Source organism: Ralstonia sp. NFACC01 (assembly GCF_900115545.1).
Taxonomy (GTDB): domain Bacteria; phylum Pseudomonadota; class Gammaproteobacteria; order Burkholderiales; family Burkholderiaceae; genus Ralstonia; species Ralstonia mojiangensis.
The window spans coordinates 30,494-47,403 of sequence record NZ_FOWV01000004.1; the positions used below are offsets into that span (position 1 = coordinate 30,494).

Here is a 16,910-nt window from a genome sequence, read left to right on the forward strand (position 1 = left end):
TCCATGTCAGTAAACCAACTCGACGGCGTCGCAGTCGAGCGAGAGGAGTTTGATGTCGGCGTAGCCGAGTTGGATGCCGAGGACTTCGAGTAGAGGGGTGAGGACCGCGTCGAGCGTCGCGCCAATCACCGCTAGCACCGGAGACAGAATCGCCGCACCGATCGGCCCCAGTGGAATTCCGAGGACCGTCAATTGCAGTTGATTGAGGTTGCTGTTCAGGACCGAACCGAACACCGCCTGTGTCGCCACGCGTGGTGGTGAATTGCCGCTCGTATCAGTCTGCGGATTCAATCCGATCTGCGTAGCGGCAATAGTTTCATCAGTCCAACCAGAATTGGCTGCCGGCGACACATTGGCCTTGATACTCACTGCGCCGATCCCAAGCAGATTGACAAGCGGCGCTGGCGCGGCAGATGAACAATTCAACGCGCCACTGACTGCCGTATCCGCCCCCATAGCAATGCATAGCGAAACGGGCTGAGGTTGCACCGAGATGGTGGCTGTCGAGTTCAGACGAGGAACGACGCAATTGGTTGATTTCGCGTGCCCCTGCGCGCCGGCCACCTGCAAACCAATCGGCAATGTAATGCCGGCGAGCCCCAAGACGTTGGCATTGATGCCTAAGCCCAACCGGACCTGAGCCGTCCGCGCTTGCGTTCTCCATTGCCCCGCATTCGGGCCCGACAAGAATTGCCCCGGCGGCCCAACAGCAATCGCCGGCGGTTCAATAATCTTCAGCGATAGCGTGACCGTCCCAAGCCCCAGGATGTTGAGCGCAACAGGCGCCACATTCACGGCCGACTGGCTATTTGCAATCTGCGCAGCCGTTGTCAGAAGATCGAGCACGTTGACGGTGGCATTGAGCGCAGCTTGTTCATTACCGGCCAGCGCCAGCACCTGCAGCAAGCCGGGCGAAGAGGCTCCACCATCGCCAATATTGATCGGCACATTCAGATCGTTGCCAAACGACAGCGCATTGCTGGCGCCTGCCCCACCTACCGACACCCCGGCCAGCCCGGACTGCGACGCCACCGAGATCACAGCATTGAAAAGCGTCCCCAGGCTGGGCGACAGCGACAGCAGTTCCTGCATCGAACCCGCACCCAGCGCCACCGCAAGATCGGCCAGGCGGATGTTGGTCGTGGCCAGCCCCTGATACGAGACGGCATCAATGTTCAGGTTCGTGTGGAGCAGGTATCCGAGCAGTTGGTTCAGGAGTCCGTTATCGACGGAGGCGAGCCCAGACCCGAGCGAGAACGCCACGATGGACGTGTTCTTCGCAATCGCCGTCGCTGTCAGTTGCCGCCGGCCCACCATGAAGAAATACGGCACGTTTTGGGTAATCGTCACCTGTGCGGCGTTGGTGTTGCCGTCGACTGCTGCCTGCGCGGTGAAATACGTGGGCGCCGTGCCCGCGCTGGCATCCCAAACGCCCGGCACGACTGCAAGCGTGACATTGGTGCCATCCACCGTCAGTCCGTTCTGCACCACCGCCTGTTGTGCAGCGGCAGGCAGGTCAAGGCGCTGGGCCGCGGCCATGGCTGCCAGATCAGCCGAGCGTTGCAGCGCGCGCTGCTGATAGAACAGGTTGCCGATGTCGATCGACACCAGCACCGCCAGACCAACCGTGGCGATAAAGGTGGCCGTCATCACGCTTACCGCGCCGCGCAGGCGGCGACGGAGCATGACGGCTTGGCGAAGATGGTAGGAGGCGGCTCGTGTCACAGCGTCGTGTGCGTTCTGCAGGAATCAGCGCCCGGACTGCTGAACAAGGTTGACCGTCGACGCCCGCGTTCCGGAACTCTGCTGTGCCAGGCCAGGCATGGCCTGATTAAACGAATTGAGGTAACGCTGATAGGCCAGCGCCGCCTGCTCGCCTCGCAACGGCACAAACTCACCCGCGTAGGTGCCATCGGCTTGCGCCTTGAGCAGCGCTCGCGTCGCATCATTCACGTTGGTGCCGACTTTGGGCGCCGCCGCGGCGCTCTGCGGGTCGCTGCCCGAGAACCCTTGCGCGCCGGCGACGCCGCACGTCAGCCATACCGCCAAACCGGCGGCCGTCAGGATGCGGGAATTCATTGCGAAACCTCCAATGTGTCAAGCAGGCGACCGCGCTGCAATACCAGCGGGCGGTCCGATGTGCGGGTGGCGGTCGCCGCGGCGGCGACCGAAACGCCAGCGGACGCTGTGGCAGAGGGCCCCGCTGCCACGGCGCGCGGCACCATCGTCGTGGTTTCCCGGGCAATACGGCGATCTCGCCAGGCGGTACGGACGCGTGCAACGTCGTCCTCAACCGCCTTGCGCGCCGATGCTGTCAGTTGTGCATGTGCGGCCAGCGACGCAGCATCGTCCTTGCGATCATTCACCGTGAGCCAGATCACTAGGTTGCCCGCGATCTTCGGGCTGGTCGCGGCCATCTGCTGCGCCTGCATCAACGGCACGCGGGCTTGCTCGACCTCACCCGACCGCATCAGCGCGTAGCCAAAATCGCTGGCCGTGCTGGCGTCAGTCGGATTGGCTTGGGCAGCCACCTGCAGGCGGCGGGCCGCTTCGGCAAAGTTGCCTTGACGCCCCGCAACGATGCCCAGGCCGCGCCACGCTGCGGCATGGAGCAATCCGCCTTGCGTGCCTGCGCCCATGGCAGAGGTGGCGCCCACCACCGCGCGGTATTCGGCGTCGGCTGCAGCAAGTTGATCGGTTTCGCGTAGCGCATCCGCACGCAGCAGCATGATCTCGGGCGCGCGGCCATAGCGTTGCTGGTAGGCATCGATATGCGCAAGCGAGGCGTAGTACAGCCCCTGCTCTTGCATCCTGCGAATCAGCGAAAGATACGTTGCCGGACTGGTGATCTCGGCCTTCTCCTGGCTCTGGCGCTGACGTGCCATTTCAATGTCGGCATCGGTGCGCAGGCTCATGTCGGATGTCGCCATCGAGCCGCAGCCGGCCACGAGGATGGCCAGCACGGCCACGCCGGCCAAGCTGGCGCGCGCGGCATTTGGAAAGCGTGTCATCTCAATGTCCCCCGGTGTGTTGCAGGCTGCGCATGACGCCCATGAAACCTGGTCCCGCAGTGACGATCAGTAGCGCTGGCAAGAGCGTCAAGACCATGATCATCGTCATCTGCACGGTCAGCTTGCCCACACGCTCTTTCAGGCGCGCGCGGCGGTTTTCCTGCAGACGCCCGCCGAACTGCCGCAGCGGCTCCTGCACCGCGCCGCCGAAGCGATCCACTTGCGTGAGAAGCGTGATGAGGCCCTTCAGGTCTTCGTTGTCGAACAGACGTGCAATGCGCAGCAATGTCTGCTCGCGAGGGCGGCCCGAGGCGAATTGCTGGTTGGCCCGGCCAAACTCACCTGCCAGCACGGGCAGCATGCTGTGGAATTCGTTGGCAATCACCTGCAGGCTTTGGTCGATCGACAAGCCGACACCCTGAAGCAGCCGCAGCATGTCGACCATGACGGGCAGCTCATCGTCCATACGACGCCGGCGGCTCTCCTTGCGGCGCCCGAGCAACCACTTCGGCCCAAGGTAGCCCAGCGCAAGACCGACAAAGCCAAACACGAACACAAACAGCAGCGAGGACCCGTGCAATGCGCCGAACACGGCAAGCAGCGGCGGCAGCAGGATACGGGTGCCACCAAAGACGGTGCGGGCGTGTTCGCCGTAATAGCCGCATTCTTCAAGCAGCTTGCGGTCTTCCTCAGTCACGATGCGGCGGCCCAGACCGGTGTCGATCCAGCGCTGCCCCACCTTGGCAATCTGTTGCTGGAGCTGCTGGGCTTCTCGCGAGCCATGCGGGCGCGGTTTGGCAGCGGGGTGCACAACCGGCGACGCGGAGGGCGCTGTGGGGTTGGCCGCCGTCGCGCGCATGTCGGACAGCGCCGTATCGAGCTTGCGCGCGCTGCGATGTCGCGTGAGCGTTGCACGCAGCGCGAGTCCACCGAACACCAACACGCCCGCGGCAGCTGCGGTCAGACTGAGGGTAACCAGGGTGTCGTCCATGCGTTCTCCTCAGACCGATTTCGCGAGCTTGGCCAGCATGACAGCGCCGAGCACTTCCATGCCGAAGGCCGTCAGAATCAACGTCTTGCCGAACGGATCGCGCCACATCGACATGATGTACGCCGCGTTGAACATGACGATGACTCCGCCCACCACAATCGGCAGCAGGCCGATGATCCATGCCGACAATCGCGTCTCGGCCGACAGGGCAAACAGCTCGCGCTGGGCCTGCTGCCGGTCGCGCATGAACGCTGCGGTGCGCTCCATCACAATGTCTGCACGCCCGCCGTAGCGCAACGCCAAGCGCAGCACCGATGACAGCAGGATCAATTCGTTCACGCGGTACTGTTGGCCGACGGTCAGCACCGCAGCATCGAGGTCCTTGCCGGCGCGCTGCATTTGCGTGATGGCGATCAGGCAGTTGCGCAACGGCTGCTCGGTATTGGCGCTGGCTGCCTGAAACGCCGCGGGGACCGCGCTGCCGATGCTCATCAGCCGCACCACACCATCGAGAAAGCCAGGCAATTGCGCCAGCAGGCGCTCGTTCATCTTCCGGGTGCGGTTCCAAAACAGGAAAGCGACGATCACCACGTACAGGGCTAGCGCCGTCAGGGCCGAAAGCGCGCTCGACATCGCCCAGACAGCGAGCGCAATCATGAACGCGGGGCCAATAAGAAATATGTAGAAGCGCCGGCTCGGTTCGATATCTGCGCGGCGCAGTGCATCCTGCCAGGCGCGGTTCAGCGAGTCGGGCACGCTTGTCGGCACGGGCTCCACATTCGGTTGATAACGCGCATTGATCTGCTCGGTCTGTGCGCGTACGAAGCTGCGTGATGCCTCGCGCTCGCGACGGCGCACGGCCTCCGCCCACAGCATGAGCGATGCGCCCATCAGTAGCAGTGCGAGGCAACCGAACCAGAGCGTCATGCTAGACATGGAAACGGCCTCCGCCGCCGAATCCGGTCATGCCACCGTCCATCCCGCCGCCTTCGCTGTTGCGCATGCGGGCCAGCTTGGGCGAATGCGGCTGCAGGCCGAGCGCCGTCCAGCGGTCGACCTCTTCGCCATCCGGGCCGATATAGGGCTCGTAGCGGTACAGCTCCTGCGTGGAGATGATGTTGTCCCCCAGCCCGGTCACTTCCGTGATCGACAGGATGCGGCGCTTGCCGTTGGACAACCGCCCGATCTGCACGATGAAATCAATGGCGTTGGTGATCTGCCGGCGCAAGCTCACCTCACTGCCCTGGAAGCCGGCAAAGCCCGCCAGCATCTCCAACCGGTAGAGGCATTCGCGCGGACTGCTGGCGTGAATGGTGCCCATTGAGCCATCGTGGCCAGTGCTCATGGCTTGCAGCATTTCCAGCACTTCACCGCCACGCACTTCGCCCACGATGATGCGGTCGGGCCGCATGCGCAGGCTGTTGCGCAACAGCTCCCGAATCGTGACGACGCCCGTGCCCTCAAAGCCGCCCGGCCGGCTTTCCAAGCGCACCACGTGCGGATGGTTGAGCGAAAGTTCGGCCGTGTCTTCGATGGTGATCACACGCTCGGCCTCGGGAATGTGATACGCCATCGCGTTAAGCAGCGACGTCTTGCCCGAGCTGGTGCCACCGCTCACCAGGATGTTGCAGCGGGCGCGCACAGCAGCTTCGATCAGCGCGCCGATCTCTTCACTCATCGTACCCAGGCCGAGCAGGTCTTCCGGCTTGAGCGGGTCTTTCCGAAACTTGCGGATCGACACCACCGGCCCTTCGAGCGCCAGCGGCGGAATGACCACGTTGATGCGGCCGCCGTCGGGCAAGCGTGCATCGACCATCGGGTTCGATTCATCCAACCGGCGCCCGATCGGCGCGAGGATGCGGCGCACGATGCGCAGCAGGTGGTTGTTATCGGCAAAGCGCACCGGAATGCGCTCCAGAATGCCGTGGCGTGACACGTAAACGTCCAGATGGCCGTTGACGAGAATGTCTTCCACCGCCGGATCGGCCAGCAGATCTTCAATGGGGCCAAAGCCGGCCAACTCTTTGGTCAGCGCCTCGGCAATCTGCCGGACTTCCGTCTCGTTGACGGGAATGCGGCGCATGCGCGTGAAGCCTTCCACTTCCAGATCGACAAAGCGCTGAATGGCTGTGCGCGACCAGCGACCGAACTCGGCACCAAGTTCTTCGATGCGCGTCAGCAGGTGTTCGTGCGCGGCTTCCTTGATGTCCTGGAAGGCCTGCGAAACGGCAAACGCGCCGTTGCCGGCGTCCGGCTGGTTGGAGAACTCGATGGGTTGGGTCATGTCGCGTTCCGTTCGGTGGTACCGATATCCAGTTCAGTGGCGTCTGCCGACTTGCGTTTGGAGCGTGCGCCAAAGCGGCCACCCAGTCGCGCACTCACGCCTGACACCCAGCTTGAGACACCTGAAGCTCGCTCGCTCTGCTGGGCGTAGCCAAGTGTCTGGGCAATCTGGGCAAGCGCGCGCACATAGGCATCGGTGGGGTGCGTTTCCGCGAGCATCGCTCCCTGGTTGGAGGCAATGACCAGCGCTTCGCGGCGGTTCGGCACGGTCAGCACCGAAGGAATTTCCAGCCGCTCGGCGATCTGCGCTGCGTCCAGCGACAAGCGCGTGTCGAATTTCGAAATGGTCAGATGCAGGTGATCGCGGTCAATTTCTCGCTTCTTGAGTTCCTGCATCAGCTCGGCCGCCGACACGATGGCGCCCACGCTCTGCTCGGTCACCAGCATCACGTCGTCGGCGGCTTTGATGATCTGCGCGATGAAGTCGATGTTGCCAAAGCCGCCCAGGTCGACGACCTGCAGGTCGAAGAACGTACGCAGCCGGCTCAGCAGGCCGAGCGCTTCAGAGAACGAAATGTCGCGCATCTCAGCCAGCGAGATCGGCAGCGGCAAGACGGCAAGCCCGTTCGGATGACGCGACAGCGCGGTCTGCACAAACACCTGGTCGAAGCGGCGCAAGTTGCGCACGGCCTCGACGAAATGGAAATTGGCCTGCACGTTCAGGTAGAGCGCGCCATCACGCAGCGGCTGCCCCAGGTCGAGCAGCATCACATCACTGGCCGACGTGCGGCGCACGAGCGTGGCCAGATTGGTGGCCAACGTGGTGGCGCCCACGCCGGGGCGTGCACCCAACACGGCCAGCACGCGGCCACGGCGGGTCGGCTCGGCCGATGCGCGCTCCGCCAGCAGGCGGCGTACCACGCGCACAGCCTCAGCCGGGGCGCCATCCACGTCGACGAAATCCTTGACCCCTGCGCGCAAAGCAGCGAGCATCGCGCGACCATCGGCAGCGGAACCCACGGCCACCAGCGGCAAGCCCGGAAACAAGCGCGTGAGTTGCGCGACCAGTTGCGTCGCCTCGATGATCGCGTCGGCCCCCTCGCCCAGCTTTTGGTCGTGATCTGGCACATCAATCAGCGTGGGCGACGAGGCAAAGCGCACGAACACCACTTCGGGGTTCACTGCGCCAATCTGCTCGATGAACGCATCGTGGCCAGTCGTCTCGGCCACCAGCACACCCAGCTCGCGAATCGCCCCGGCCAGCCAGCGGTGCACACCTGCCGCCTGGGCATCGCCCTGCATACCGCCGCGCGCGCCGCCGTGCAGAAGGAAGTAATCCATGCCGGCCCCTTACTTAGAGAACCCGGGCATGGCGGCCGGATCAGCCACCCCCAGCGCAAACGGCCGCCACACGGCGTCGCGTGCGGTATCGCGATCCTGCCCGCCGCTCTGTCCCGGCAGCATCTTGTCGATCGGCGCATTGCGTGCCATCGGCTTGACCAGATGCGGCGTGACGATGATCACCAGTTCCCGCTCTTCCTGGTTGTAGTTCAGGCGTTTGAAGAACGTTCCGATGATCGGAACGTCGCCCAGGAACGGTACCTTGTCGACGTTGGACAGCGTCGATCGGCTGACCAGGCCACCGATGACAAAGCTCTCGCCATCACCCAGTTCAACCGTCGTATCGGCACGGCGCGTGACGATGGCCGGCACCGTCGCACCGTTCAGGGTAACGCCTCGGCTGAAATCCAGGTCGCTGGCTTCGGGCGCCACTTTCAGCGCGATGCGGTTCTCCGACAGGATCGTCGGGGAGACCGTCAGCCCGATGCCGAATGGCTTGTATTCGATGGTGGTGGTACCCAGCGCTTGCGGCACGGGAATCGGAATCTCGCCGCCGGCCAGGAAGTTGGCGCTCTGACCGGACAGCGCAACCAGGCTTGGCTCGGCCAGCACGCGCGCCATGCCGTTCGATTCCATCAGGCTCAGGTTGGCGAAGAGCCCTTTGCTGACCGACGAGACCAGCAGGTTGAACGCCGAGCCGATCGGCATGGTCGATTCAGTCGTCAAGCCGCCCGATCCGAACGTGACCTTGGAAAGCGACGATGGCGCAAATGTCCGAAAATCGAAACCGCCGCGCGTACGACCGAACGTGAACCCAGCCTCCTTCAGCACCGTCTTGCTGAACTCCACCACACGCACGTCGACTTGCACCGTGCCCGGCACGTTCATCGAGGTGGTGTCGATGACGTTGCCGTCTTTAGGTTTTTCCCCGCCGCTGGCTGCGGCGGCCGAGCGGCGCGCACGGGCAAGCGCGTAGACATCTTTAGGCTGGCCGGACACGACCGCGCTATCGCCCTGCGCAACCACGGCCGGATCGCCAGGCAGAGGCGCCGCGGGGTCCACTTGGACGTTGTAAGTCGTCGCAACACCGCCTTGCGTCCATACCATCACGTTGGCCGCACCCGGCTTCTTCGCGATGATCAAAACGCTCGTGGCCGTACCACGCCCCTTGAGCAGCAACGCATCGGCAATTTCAGGGTTGCCGATGGCAATGCGCTCGAGCGGTTTGCCCAGGCGAATTTCGCGCTGACTGCCCGTCAGGAGATGAAGCGTCTGGCCGGTCGGTGCCGTCTCGGCAAATGCGCTCGGCACGAAGGCGGCGCAGCCCAACGCGAGTACGCCCATCCAACCGCGAACCATGGCGGCATCAGTCATGTTGCTCCTCACGTTTTCCTGCGCGGATGATTTCTACGCCGCCGGTCGCGGCCGTATTGGCTCGTGCGGTCGTGCGTGTTGACGCCACGACGGGCAGCGGCGGCATCTGGAGCACCGGCGAGCGGCGCGCCGTGCCAGTCAGGCTGGCCATCGATACGCCGGCCTGGGCCACGTCCATCGGATTGCGGTTGGCCGCAGCCAGCAGGGCGGCATCCTGCGGCTTCACGGTCGGCTCGGCATCGTCGGCCGGATTCCGCAGCGCGAGCAGCAGGCGGCCGCTCTGATGCGCCATAGCCAGTTGGCTGACAGCCTCCACCGGCACGGCCAGCACGGCCGTCTTGGCCTGATCGACCTTGCGCGTGACCCCGTTGTTCTCGGGCTGCTTCTGCGCCCCTTCATTGACGGCCAGCGGGCCAAACGCCAGCACGCGCAGGTGCGGCAACAGCAGGCGCGCCTGGCTGTCTTCGACCTCCTGGCCATCCTTACGCATCACCAAGAACACGTCGACGTAGTCACCCGGCATGACGCGGTTGCCCACACCGATCACCTCGTCCACGTTGATGGCGACCGCGCGCTGCCCGGCCTCCACCTGCTGCGCAAGGCCCGACGACAGCTGCGAGGCAATCAGCGGCACACCCACGCCGACCGGCAGAATGGGTTCACGCCCGACCACCTTCGTCACGTCTGAAAACGCCTCCGCCGGATTGATGGGCAGTTGCTCGACGGCCACCTGGTCTGCGGTGATGGGCTTGCCCGCTTCCAGCGGTTTCGTGGTCACGACCACGGGATAGACGGTTTTGCCATCTTTCTGCTCCGCCACGGGCGCCGGCGGGCGATGCGCCGTCTTCCATGCTACGGCGCCAAGAATGGCGGCCAGCAGCAATAGCGCGGCGGCGAAGATCTGGAGGTGTTTGCTGGTCATCTGGGCGGCGTGTCCAAGCGGTCGATCGAGAGGGTCAGCGAACTGAAAAAAAGCTTCAGGAGCCAGGCACCAGCTGCACGACGGCAGAGCCCGTCAACGTGGCCGGTGCGGGCAAGAGGGGTATCGAAGGCAGCAACGGGTTATTGCCGGAGGTCACGGGCAACGTCAGGACCACGCTCAGGCATTGCATGCCTGCCACGTTCTGGCAATTCACGAGCGGGGTGCTGTTCTGATTGGTCTGCACCCGCCCGGTAAGGAACGTGGGGAGTACCGACGTCACGGCCGCATAGGCAGCTGCCACGCGCTGCGTGTTGGAAGGCTGATAGCGGAGCGCGGCGCGTGCGCCCTCTTCAGCCGCAAGGGTCAGCGCCTGCTGCATGGCGAGGATCACGCCGTAGTACACGATGCCAAGCATGAGCACCAGCAGCACCGGCACGACGACGGCAAATTCGACAGAGGCTGCGCCGCGACCACCGCGCCGCCGAGGGCGACGGACAGCATGTGCGCGGACTTCCGGGTGCATGCGAGCACCCTCCCGTTCCCGTTGCAATGTCGGCATGGCCGACTCCTTTCTTATAGGCAGGCCGCTTAGCGGCTCTTGTTCAACGCTTCAACTGTCTGAACTACATGCCCGGCAGCCAGGGCATGCGCATTGCCGTAGGTACCCACGGCAAGCTCAGCAACCCGATTGCCATGTAGGCGGCGTACGGAATGCCGCGGCGGCCCGCCTGAGCGGTATCCCAGCGTGCGATAGCCGGGCACACGCGCATCACGATCCAAGCCGATGGAGAAGACGCATCAAGCTGGCGTAACCCCATGATGGCGAGCGCGTGCAAGCCGGAAATCATGCTCGAGACAAGCCAGACGGCCACGAGGCCATGCCAGCCGGCCAGCAGGCCGACGACGGTGAAAAACTTCACGTCGCCGGCGCCCATCCAGCCGAGTGCATATAGCGGCAAAAAGCAGGCAAACGCGATGGTCCCGCCGAGCCAGAAGTCCTGCCAGTCATAGGCAAGGTCCCGCACTCCGCCCAACTTGATCAGAGCGATGGACAGCACAACCCCCGCAGCGACGAGCCAGTTCGGCACCCGCCTTGAACGGAAATCCTGCGCAATTGCAACCAATGAAAGGGCTACGACCGCTGCCCAGCCTGGCGTATCGACGTGGCCGTACCAGGTTGCTAGCAAGCCGCGTTCTTGTTGACGGCCTGGCAGATGGTCGCAAACACGCTCTCAAGCTTGGTACCGAGCGTGGACACGATCGTCACGATCGCTGCAGCAATGAGGCCAGCGATCATGCCGTACTCGACGGCAGTGGCACCTTGTTCGTCACGGATGAACTTCAGAATGGCGTTCTTCATGATCTCTCTCCTGTTTGCACTCGCCCGCGGATGTGTTGATCTCGACCAGCTTTCGGCGCTCCAACCTTAGCCAGTTCATATTTGCTAATACCGGATAAAACGCATGGGGATTTACAGCGATGACACGAATAGCAAAAAATTTCGCTGTTCGCGCCGTTCCACTAATGGAACGAAATTCAGATATCACCAAACGAAGCGTCCCGCACACGCCTGGTGATCACCGCACGCCCCCCATGGGCATTCATTTTTCCGGCGTGTCACGTATGTCACGTAACACCCCGTAACAACTTTATAGGCGTGCAGCGCCGCAAACAAAATAACTCAATTGAGGTACTTGCCCCAAATTAGAATGAAGTCTCTATTTAATTTTATTAAAGACACGCCAACCCTCTGAAAACCAATGGAAATCCCCTAATGACGGTCAGACTAGATCGATTATCTGAACGGGTTTCCCATTAATCCTCGGGGCCGGTCTGAGCGCTCCCCATTTCTGTCCAGGCAAAAAAAGGATGCGCGAGCGACGGGAACACGCCCGCGCACCTTCAAGAGCACAGACAGGTACTGCTCAGTGCGCCAGGCTGCCAACGCCGCCCAGCAAGTTGGTGACAGGGGCCAGCGGATTGCTGCCCGATGCGCCGCCGGCTGCGCTGGTCGCGCCGCTCAGCAGGTTGGTGACGGGCGCCAGCGGGTTGCTGCCACCGGCTGCACCGCCCAGCAGGCCCGTAACAGGAGCCAGAGGGTTGGAGCCAGCCGATACGCCGCCCAGCAGGCCGGTCAGCGGAGCCAAGGGGTTCGTGCCGCCAGTGCCGCCGCCTACGCCGCCGAGCAGGCCGCCCAAGGGGTTGCTGCCCGCCGAACCGCCGGTCGTGGCAACGCCGCCGATTGCCGCGACGGTGGTGCCGAGGGAAGTCACCACCGGGCCAAGGTTCGAGACCACCGGCACGCCCGTTCCGGTGATGGTGTTGCCGGCGCCGGCCACACCGCCGCCAACGGTGCCCAGCAGGTTATTCAAGGCCCCGCCCAGGCCCGTGGAATCGCCAATCATCTGAGTGGCGCCGCTGACCTGCGTGGTAACCGGCACGATGGCCGTGCTCAGTTGTTGCGTCACCTGCTGCACCGCGCCGGAAGACAACGCGCTGCCCAGCAGCGTGCCTCCGCCGATCAGCGCCTGGCCGATCTGCTGAACGCCGCCACCCACGGGTTGCGTAATCGGTGCCAGCGGCGCGCCGGAGCCTTGACCCAGGCCCTGCACGAGCGAGCCGGCGCTCACGGTCGCCTGGCCAAGATCCGTCACGACATTGCCGGTGCTGGCCACCGTCGTGCCGATCGGATTGGGGTTCTGCCCCATCTTGCCGAGCCCGGTCTGGATGCCCAGGCCGAGATCGCTGACAGCTTTGCCAGCGTTGTCCACCGTGCCGCCGAGCCCTGCTTTGGCTTGATCCGACAAGCCCGGAATATTTGCGTTCTGAAGCGTCGAGCCGAGGCTGCTGACTGCCTGCCCGGTTGCCACGACGGTGTTGCCGGTGCCGTTTGCCACCTTGCCGACGGGCGTCACACCCGTCGTGTCGCTCGGGCTCGGATTCGGCGAACTGCCCGAGCCAGAGCCCCCCGAAGAACAAGCCGCCAGCATGAGAGCGGCAACAGCGCAGGCCAAAGGCGCAACGCGAATGGAGTGTCGAATGTGAGTCATGGTCCGTCCCTTTCTTGGAATGATGTGTCTTGATGTCTGAGCTCGGTACTGCGGACTGCGGGCCACATTCTGCAAATGGCATGCCAGGCGTGTCAGAAACGTGACTCAGTTCTCAAAGGACGGCGTACTTATTGGTTTTGCGGACAGCACGTCAGGTGTTACCCGACCTTAAACACGGGCTGTTACCCCACTCAAATCCGTGTTCCGAGCGTTACGACGTAACGTGACACGGAACACAATCAACCCCGACATAACGTCAAAAGCAAACGTTTAGCCCCTACTTTGGTAGGGTATGTAAATCCCGCATTCTGGTTAGTTTCCACAATCTCTCCATTTTTATTGAGGCAAACGCGGCAAATTCACAGACCCCATTACGCATTGCGTAATAATCGTGACATGGCACACCGTTTGCAGAGTCCGGCCACCTCACATCAACAGTGAGACTTTTTCCAGCTGACTAAAGCGGACTTTTTAAAACGGGAGATCCATCATGAATAAGAACATCAAGTGCCTGGCCGCCACCATGGCAAGCCTGTTGGTTTTGGGTGGTTGCGCCAGCTCCGGCTCCGGCGATCTCGGCAGCTCGTTGGGCGGCTCGAACGGCGGCGGCTCGAATAACAACGGTGGCGGTTCAACGCCAACGCCTTCGCCAGCACCGTCCCCGTCGCCCTCCCCCTCGCCGTCGCCTTCTCCGTCCCCGAGCCCCACTCCGACGCCGGCACCTGCGCCGCTGACCCCGAGTGGCGCCGTCCTGAACAATGCAGGCGGCATCGTCACGGCAGCCGGCTCGACCGTGAGCGGCCTGGGCAACACCATCGCCACCGCACCGTTGCCCTCGCAACTGAGCGGCGTGCAAAGCGGCCTGGGCGGTGTGGTTGAAAACGCTGGCGCGACGGTCTCAGCGCTGGGCACGGGCGTACAGAACGGCCTGGGCAGCATCGGCCGCAACGCCAACCCGGTCGGCACGACGGTTTCCAGCCTCGGTAATGTGGTGACCGGCGCGGGCAACACGGTCACGAGCGCCGGCACGCTGGTTAACAACCTGGGCACGGGCCCGCTGGCGCCGCTGGCCCCGGTGACGACACCGCTGGCTGGCGTGGTGACGCAAGTCGGCCAGGCGGTTGCCAACGGCGGCGGCACGCTGGGCACGGCCCTGTCGACCGGCCCGGTGGAACAACTCACGCAGCAACTGAGCACGGCCATCGTGCCGTTGACTTCCCAGATCACCAGCGGGACGCAGACGCTGGGCGCGGCCACGGGCCTCGGTGCGCCGGCAAATACGCTGCTGGGCACGATTGGCGGCGCGGTGGCCAACGGCGGCACCACACTCACTGCGGCCAATGTTCCGGTGGTGAGCGGCCTCGGTGGCGTGGTGACGGCCACGGGCAACACGGTTGCCGCGCTGGGCGGCGTTGTCTATTCGCCGACGGCATCGGGCGGCAACCCGCTTGCCCCGATCACCGGCCTGCTGGGCGGTCTGGGTGGCGCAACGGGTGGCAGCAACCCACTCGCTCCGATCACGGGTGCACTCGGCGGCCTCGGCGGTGCCGGTGGCTCCAACCCGCTGGCGCCGATCACGGGCTTGCTGGGTGGCCTCGGTGGTTCGACGGGTGGCAGCAACCCGCTCGCTCCGATCACTGGCGCGCTCGGCGGCCTCGGCGGTGCCGGTGGCTCCAACCCGCTGGCGCCGATCACCGGCCTGCTGGGCGGCCTGGGTGGTTCGACGGGTGGCAGCAACCCGCTTGCTCCGATCACCGGCGCACTTGGTGGTCTCGGCGGCGCGGGCGGCTCCAACCCCCTCGGCCCCGTCGGCACAATCACAGCACCGGTCGGCAACGTGGTTACCACGGTGGGCACGGGTCTGACGTCGGCTGGTGCGGCAACACCGCTGTCGCCGGTCACTGGCGCGGTGGGCGGCCTGCTGGGCACGGTGGGCACCGCACTCGGCGGCACGCGCCACTGATCAACGAGCCACGCTTCGGCGGACCGGCTATCACGCCAGTCCGCCGATGTCACGTTTCAAACGCACTGATGCCGCGCAACGCGGCATCGTTGTTGGGCTGGCTGCCACGCACCGATGCATCCCAGTATTTACCTGGGCCGTTGCGTCGCGTGAACGCTCCCTCTATGTGTCTTGTTGTAAAGCACCATGTCTCGCGGTTATCGTTTGATGCAACGCGCGGCTGCACGGCTTCGCGACACCACAAACGAAAACCACGGAGGAGACAGGCGTGCGGACCACCACCATGCGGTTGGCCCTGGCCACAGGCGTAGCACTGACCGGCCCGGCACTGAGCTGGGCCCAGAGCAGCCCCACCCAAGGCAACCCGATCGACACGCTTCCCAAAGTCGATACCTCCCGCCCGCCCCAGCAGAAGATCCAGGTGGAAGTGCAGCGGCCGAATCCGGCGCTGGAAAATCTGCTCGCGACGCATATCACACCGACCAAGTTCCAGATCGAAGGCGTGAAGACGCTGCCGTTCCCCGAGGTCGCCGCGCATTTCGCCCCGTTGGCCGGGCATGACGTCACCGTCGCGCAACTGCTGCAGGCCGCGAACGATGTCACCAAGCTGTATGCCGACCGCGGTTTCCCGCTCTCGTTTGCTTTTGTGCCGGCACAAACGTTTGAAGGCGGCGTCGTGCGCGTCACCGTGGTGGAAGGCTACGTGGCACGTATGCGCATCGAGGGCACACCCGGGCCACTGGAAGGCCGCCTGCGCGAAATCTCGCAGCGCCTGATGAATGAAAAGCCCTTGCGCCGCGAAACATTCGAGCGGGTGACCGGTGTGCTGGCGCTGCAACCCGGCGTGCAGATCACCGCGACCGTGCAACCGCCCACCACCACCGATGGCGCGAGCGAACTCGTGTTGAACGTGAAGCGCCAGCCGTACACCATCGGCACGGGCGTCGAATATCGCTCGCCGGGTGTGCGGGCAATCATCACGGGCACGCTCAATAGCGTGACGCCGCTGGGTGAGCAGATCACCGTCTCGACGCTACAACCGCGCGGGTCGGATCACGAGACGTTCTACTCCGCCACGTGGGCGCAGCCGATCGGCACCGATGGGCTGCTGGCCAAGCTCACGTGGTCGCACTATCGCGGCATGCCCGAGAATCTGCCGCTGGAGCAACTGGGCTATCAGTCGCGATATCTGACCGACACGCAGCGGCTTGGGTTGTCGTTGAGCTATCCGGTGCTGCTGTCGAACACGCGCAACCTGACGGTAACGGGCTCTTTCTACGGTAACGACGACAAGCAGCGCTATACACCGCAAAACCCCGGTTTTGCTCAAACTGAACTGGATGCCAAGGTGCGCGTGGCCGGCGCCGAAGCGCTGTACACCGAGGTGAAACCCGGTGAAACGCGCCGTGCGTCGCTTGGCATTTACCAAGGCATCAACAGCCTCGGCGCAGGCAAATCGGTCAACAACAACGTCGACCTCAGCTTCTTGCGCACGCGCATCACCGCCAGCGAAGCCCACGACCTGCCCCTGGGTTTTGGCGTGGTCGTGTCGGGGGCTGCGCAGTACAGCGGCGCGGTGCTGCCGTCATCGGAGCAGATCAGCTTTGGCGGGCGCTTCTTCGGCCTCGCCTATCCGGCCGGTGAAGTGGCGGGTGATCGCGGCTGGGGCGCGTCGGTCGAACTCAATCGCGCCTTCCAGGTATCGATGGAGTACCTGAAGACCGTGCAGCCCTACGTGCTGTATGACACCGCCAAGGTCTATTCGAATGCAGGCACGCTCGTGCACGATCAGCTCGGGTCGATCGCGCTGGGCGTGCGGTTCTCCGACCGGAAGTATTACACGCTGGACCTAGCAGTCGCGCGCCCGGTAGGCGACAAACCGATCAACTCAAGCTCGCGCAGCCTGCGGTTCAACGCGGCCTATACCTACCAGTTCAACTGACACACGCCGATCATGAACATGTGTACGAATTTT

15 protein-coding genes are annotated in these 16,910 nt (G+C 64.0%); 2 read left to right on the plus strand and 13 right to left on the minus strand.

The annotated features are described in order from the left end of the window. Window positions 1-6 precede the first annotated feature (6 nt). From BM136_RS11250 to BM136_RS11310, 13 genes are all read right to left on the minus strand, one after another. On the minus strand, window positions 7-1,686 hold the full coding sequence (locus tag BM136_RS11250) for a TadG family pilus assembly protein (protein WP_254775662.1): 1,680 nt from the start codon (window positions 1,684-1,686) through the stop codon (window positions 7-9). Between the two features lie 63 nt (window positions 1,687-1,749). Continuing rightward, the gene (locus BM136_RS11255; RefSeq protein WP_092971921.1) at window positions 1,750-2,079 is read right to left on the minus strand and encodes a DUF3613 domain-containing protein; all 330 of its coding nucleotides are present in this window, start codon (window positions 2,077-2,079) and stop codon (window positions 1,750-1,752) included. Continuing rightward, window positions 2,076-3,011, minus strand: coding sequence for a tetratricopeptide repeat protein (locus BM136_RS11260; RefSeq protein ID WP_092971922.1), 936 nt, complete (start codon window positions 3,009-3,011; stop codon window positions 2,076-2,078). Before BM136_RS11260 ends, BM136_RS11255 begins: the two co-directional genes overlap by 4 nt. 1 nt (window position 3,012) lies before the next feature. Further along, window positions 3,013-4,002, minus strand: coding sequence for a type II secretion system F family protein (locus BM136_RS11265; RefSeq protein WP_092971923.1), 990 nt, complete (start codon window positions 4,000-4,002; stop codon window positions 3,013-3,015). Between the two features lie 9 nt (window positions 4,003-4,011). Next, window positions 4,012-4,938 (minus strand): type II secretion system F family protein, encoded by a 927-nt coding sequence (locus BM136_RS11270; protein WP_092971924.1) that lies wholly within the window; start codon window positions 4,936-4,938, stop codon window positions 4,012-4,014. Beyond that, window positions 4,931-6,286, minus strand: a complete 1,356-nt coding sequence (locus BM136_RS11275) for a TadA family conjugal transfer-associated ATPase (RefSeq protein ID WP_092971925.1) — start codon at window positions 6,284-6,286, stop codon at window positions 4,931-4,933. The genes BM136_RS11270 and BM136_RS11275 overlap by 8 nt, the downstream gene beginning before the upstream one ends. Further along, window positions 6,283-7,626: a CpaE/TadZ family protein gene (locus BM136_RS11280; RefSeq protein WP_092971926.1), complete on the minus strand. Its 1,344-nt coding sequence runs from the start codon at window positions 7,624-7,626 to the stop codon at window positions 6,283-6,285. The genes BM136_RS11275 and BM136_RS11280 overlap by 4 nt, the downstream gene beginning before the upstream one ends. Window positions 7,627-7,635: 9 nt before the next feature. Continuing rightward, a complete protein-coding gene (locus BM136_RS11285) occupies window positions 7,636-9,000 on the minus strand; it encodes a type II and III secretion system protein family protein (RefSeq protein ID WP_092971927.1) in 1,365 nt (454 codons plus the stop codon). After that, window positions 8,993-9,922 (minus strand): Flp pilus assembly protein CpaB, encoded by a 930-nt coding sequence (gene cpaB, locus BM136_RS11290; RefSeq protein ID WP_092971928.1) that lies wholly within the window; start codon window positions 9,920-9,922, stop codon window positions 8,993-8,995. Before cpaB ends, BM136_RS11285 begins: the two co-directional genes overlap by 8 nt. 55 nt (window positions 9,923-9,977) lie before the next feature. After that, window positions 9,978-10,481, minus strand: a complete 504-nt coding sequence (locus BM136_RS11295; RefSeq protein ID WP_092971929.1) for a TadE/TadG family type IV pilus assembly protein — start codon at window positions 10,479-10,481, stop codon at window positions 9,978-9,980. 64 nt (window positions 10,482-10,545) lie between these two features. Next, complete coding sequence (locus BM136_RS11300; protein WP_368073441.1) at window positions 10,546-11,010, minus strand: A24 family peptidase; 465 nt, start codon at window positions 11,008-11,010, stop codon at window positions 10,546-10,548. A gap of 92 nt (window positions 11,011-11,102) precedes the next feature. After that, window positions 11,103-11,282, minus strand: coding sequence for a Flp family type IVb pilin (locus tag BM136_RS11305; protein WP_092971931.1), 180 nt, complete (start codon window positions 11,280-11,282; stop codon window positions 11,103-11,105). A gap of 565 nt (window positions 11,283-11,847) precedes the next feature. Then, entirely contained in the window at window positions 11,848-12,972 is a 1,125-nt protein-coding gene (locus tag BM136_RS11310; RefSeq protein ID WP_092971932.1) for a collagen-like triple helix repeat-containing protein, read from the minus strand. A gap of 490 nt (window positions 12,973-13,462) precedes the next feature. On the opposite strand from BM136_RS11310, the gene BM136_RS11315 reads away from it, so the two are divergent. Beyond that, the gene (locus tag BM136_RS11315; protein ID WP_092971933.1) at window positions 13,463-14,935 is read left to right on the plus strand and encodes a collagen-like triple helix repeat-containing protein; all 1,473 of its coding nucleotides are present in this window, start codon (window positions 13,463-13,465) and stop codon (window positions 14,933-14,935) included. Window positions 14,936-15,203: 268 nt separating this feature from the next. Then, on the plus strand, window positions 15,204-16,877 hold the full coding sequence (locus tag BM136_RS11320; RefSeq protein ID WP_092971934.1) for a ShlB/FhaC/HecB family hemolysin secretion/activation protein: 1,674 nt from the start codon (window positions 15,204-15,206) through the stop codon (window positions 16,875-16,877). Window positions 16,878-16,910: the final 33 nt, after the last annotated feature.

Bases quoted from the DNA above. Each gene is read 5' to 3' on its own strand.
- BM136_RS11250 (WP_254775662.1), bottom strand. From the start codon at position 1,686: ATGCTCCGTCGCCGCCTGCGCGGCGCGGTAAGCGTGATGACGGCCACC.
- BM136_RS11255 (WP_092971921.1), bottom strand. From the start codon at position 2,079: ATGAATTCCCGCATCCTGACGGCCGCCGGTTTGGCGGTATGGCTGACG.
- BM136_RS11260 (WP_092971922.1), bottom strand. From the start codon at position 3,011: ATGACACGCTTTCCAAATGCCGCGCGCGCCAGCTTGGCCGGCGTGGCC.
- BM136_RS11265 (WP_092971923.1), bottom strand. From the start codon at position 4,002: ATGGACGACACCCTGGTTACCCTCAGTCTGACCGCAGCTGCCGCGGGC.
- BM136_RS11270 (WP_092971924.1), bottom strand. From the start codon at position 4,938: ATGTCTAGCATGACGCTCTGGTTCGGTTGCCTCGCACTGCTACTGATG.
- BM136_RS11275 (WP_092971925.1), bottom strand. From the start codon at position 6,286: ATGACCCAACCCATCGAGTTCTCCAACCAGCCGGACGCCGGCAACGGC.
- BM136_RS11280 (WP_092971926.1), bottom strand. From the start codon at position 7,626: ATGGATTACTTCCTTCTGCACGGCGGCGCGCGCGGCGGTATGCAGGGC.
- BM136_RS11285 (WP_092971927.1), bottom strand. From the start codon at position 9,000: ATGACTGATGCCGCCATGGTTCGCGGTTGGATGGGCGTACTCGCGTTG.
- cpaB (WP_092971928.1), bottom strand. From the start codon at position 9,922: ATGACCAGCAAACACCTCCAGATCTTCGCCGCCGCGCTATTGCTGCTG.
- BM136_RS11295 (WP_092971929.1), bottom strand. From the start codon at position 10,481: ATGCCGACATTGCAACGGGAACGGGAGGGTGCTCGCATGCACCCGGAA.
- BM136_RS11305 (WP_092971931.1), bottom strand. From the start codon at position 11,282: ATGAAGAACGCCATTCTGAAGTTCATCCGTGACGAACAAGGTGCCACT.
- BM136_RS11310 (WP_092971932.1), bottom strand. From the start codon at position 12,972: ATGACTCACATTCGACACTCCATTCGCGTTGCGCCTTTGGCCTGCGCT.
- BM136_RS11315 (WP_092971933.1), top strand. From the start codon at position 13,463: ATGAATAAGAACATCAAGTGCCTGGCCGCCACCATGGCAAGCCTGTTG.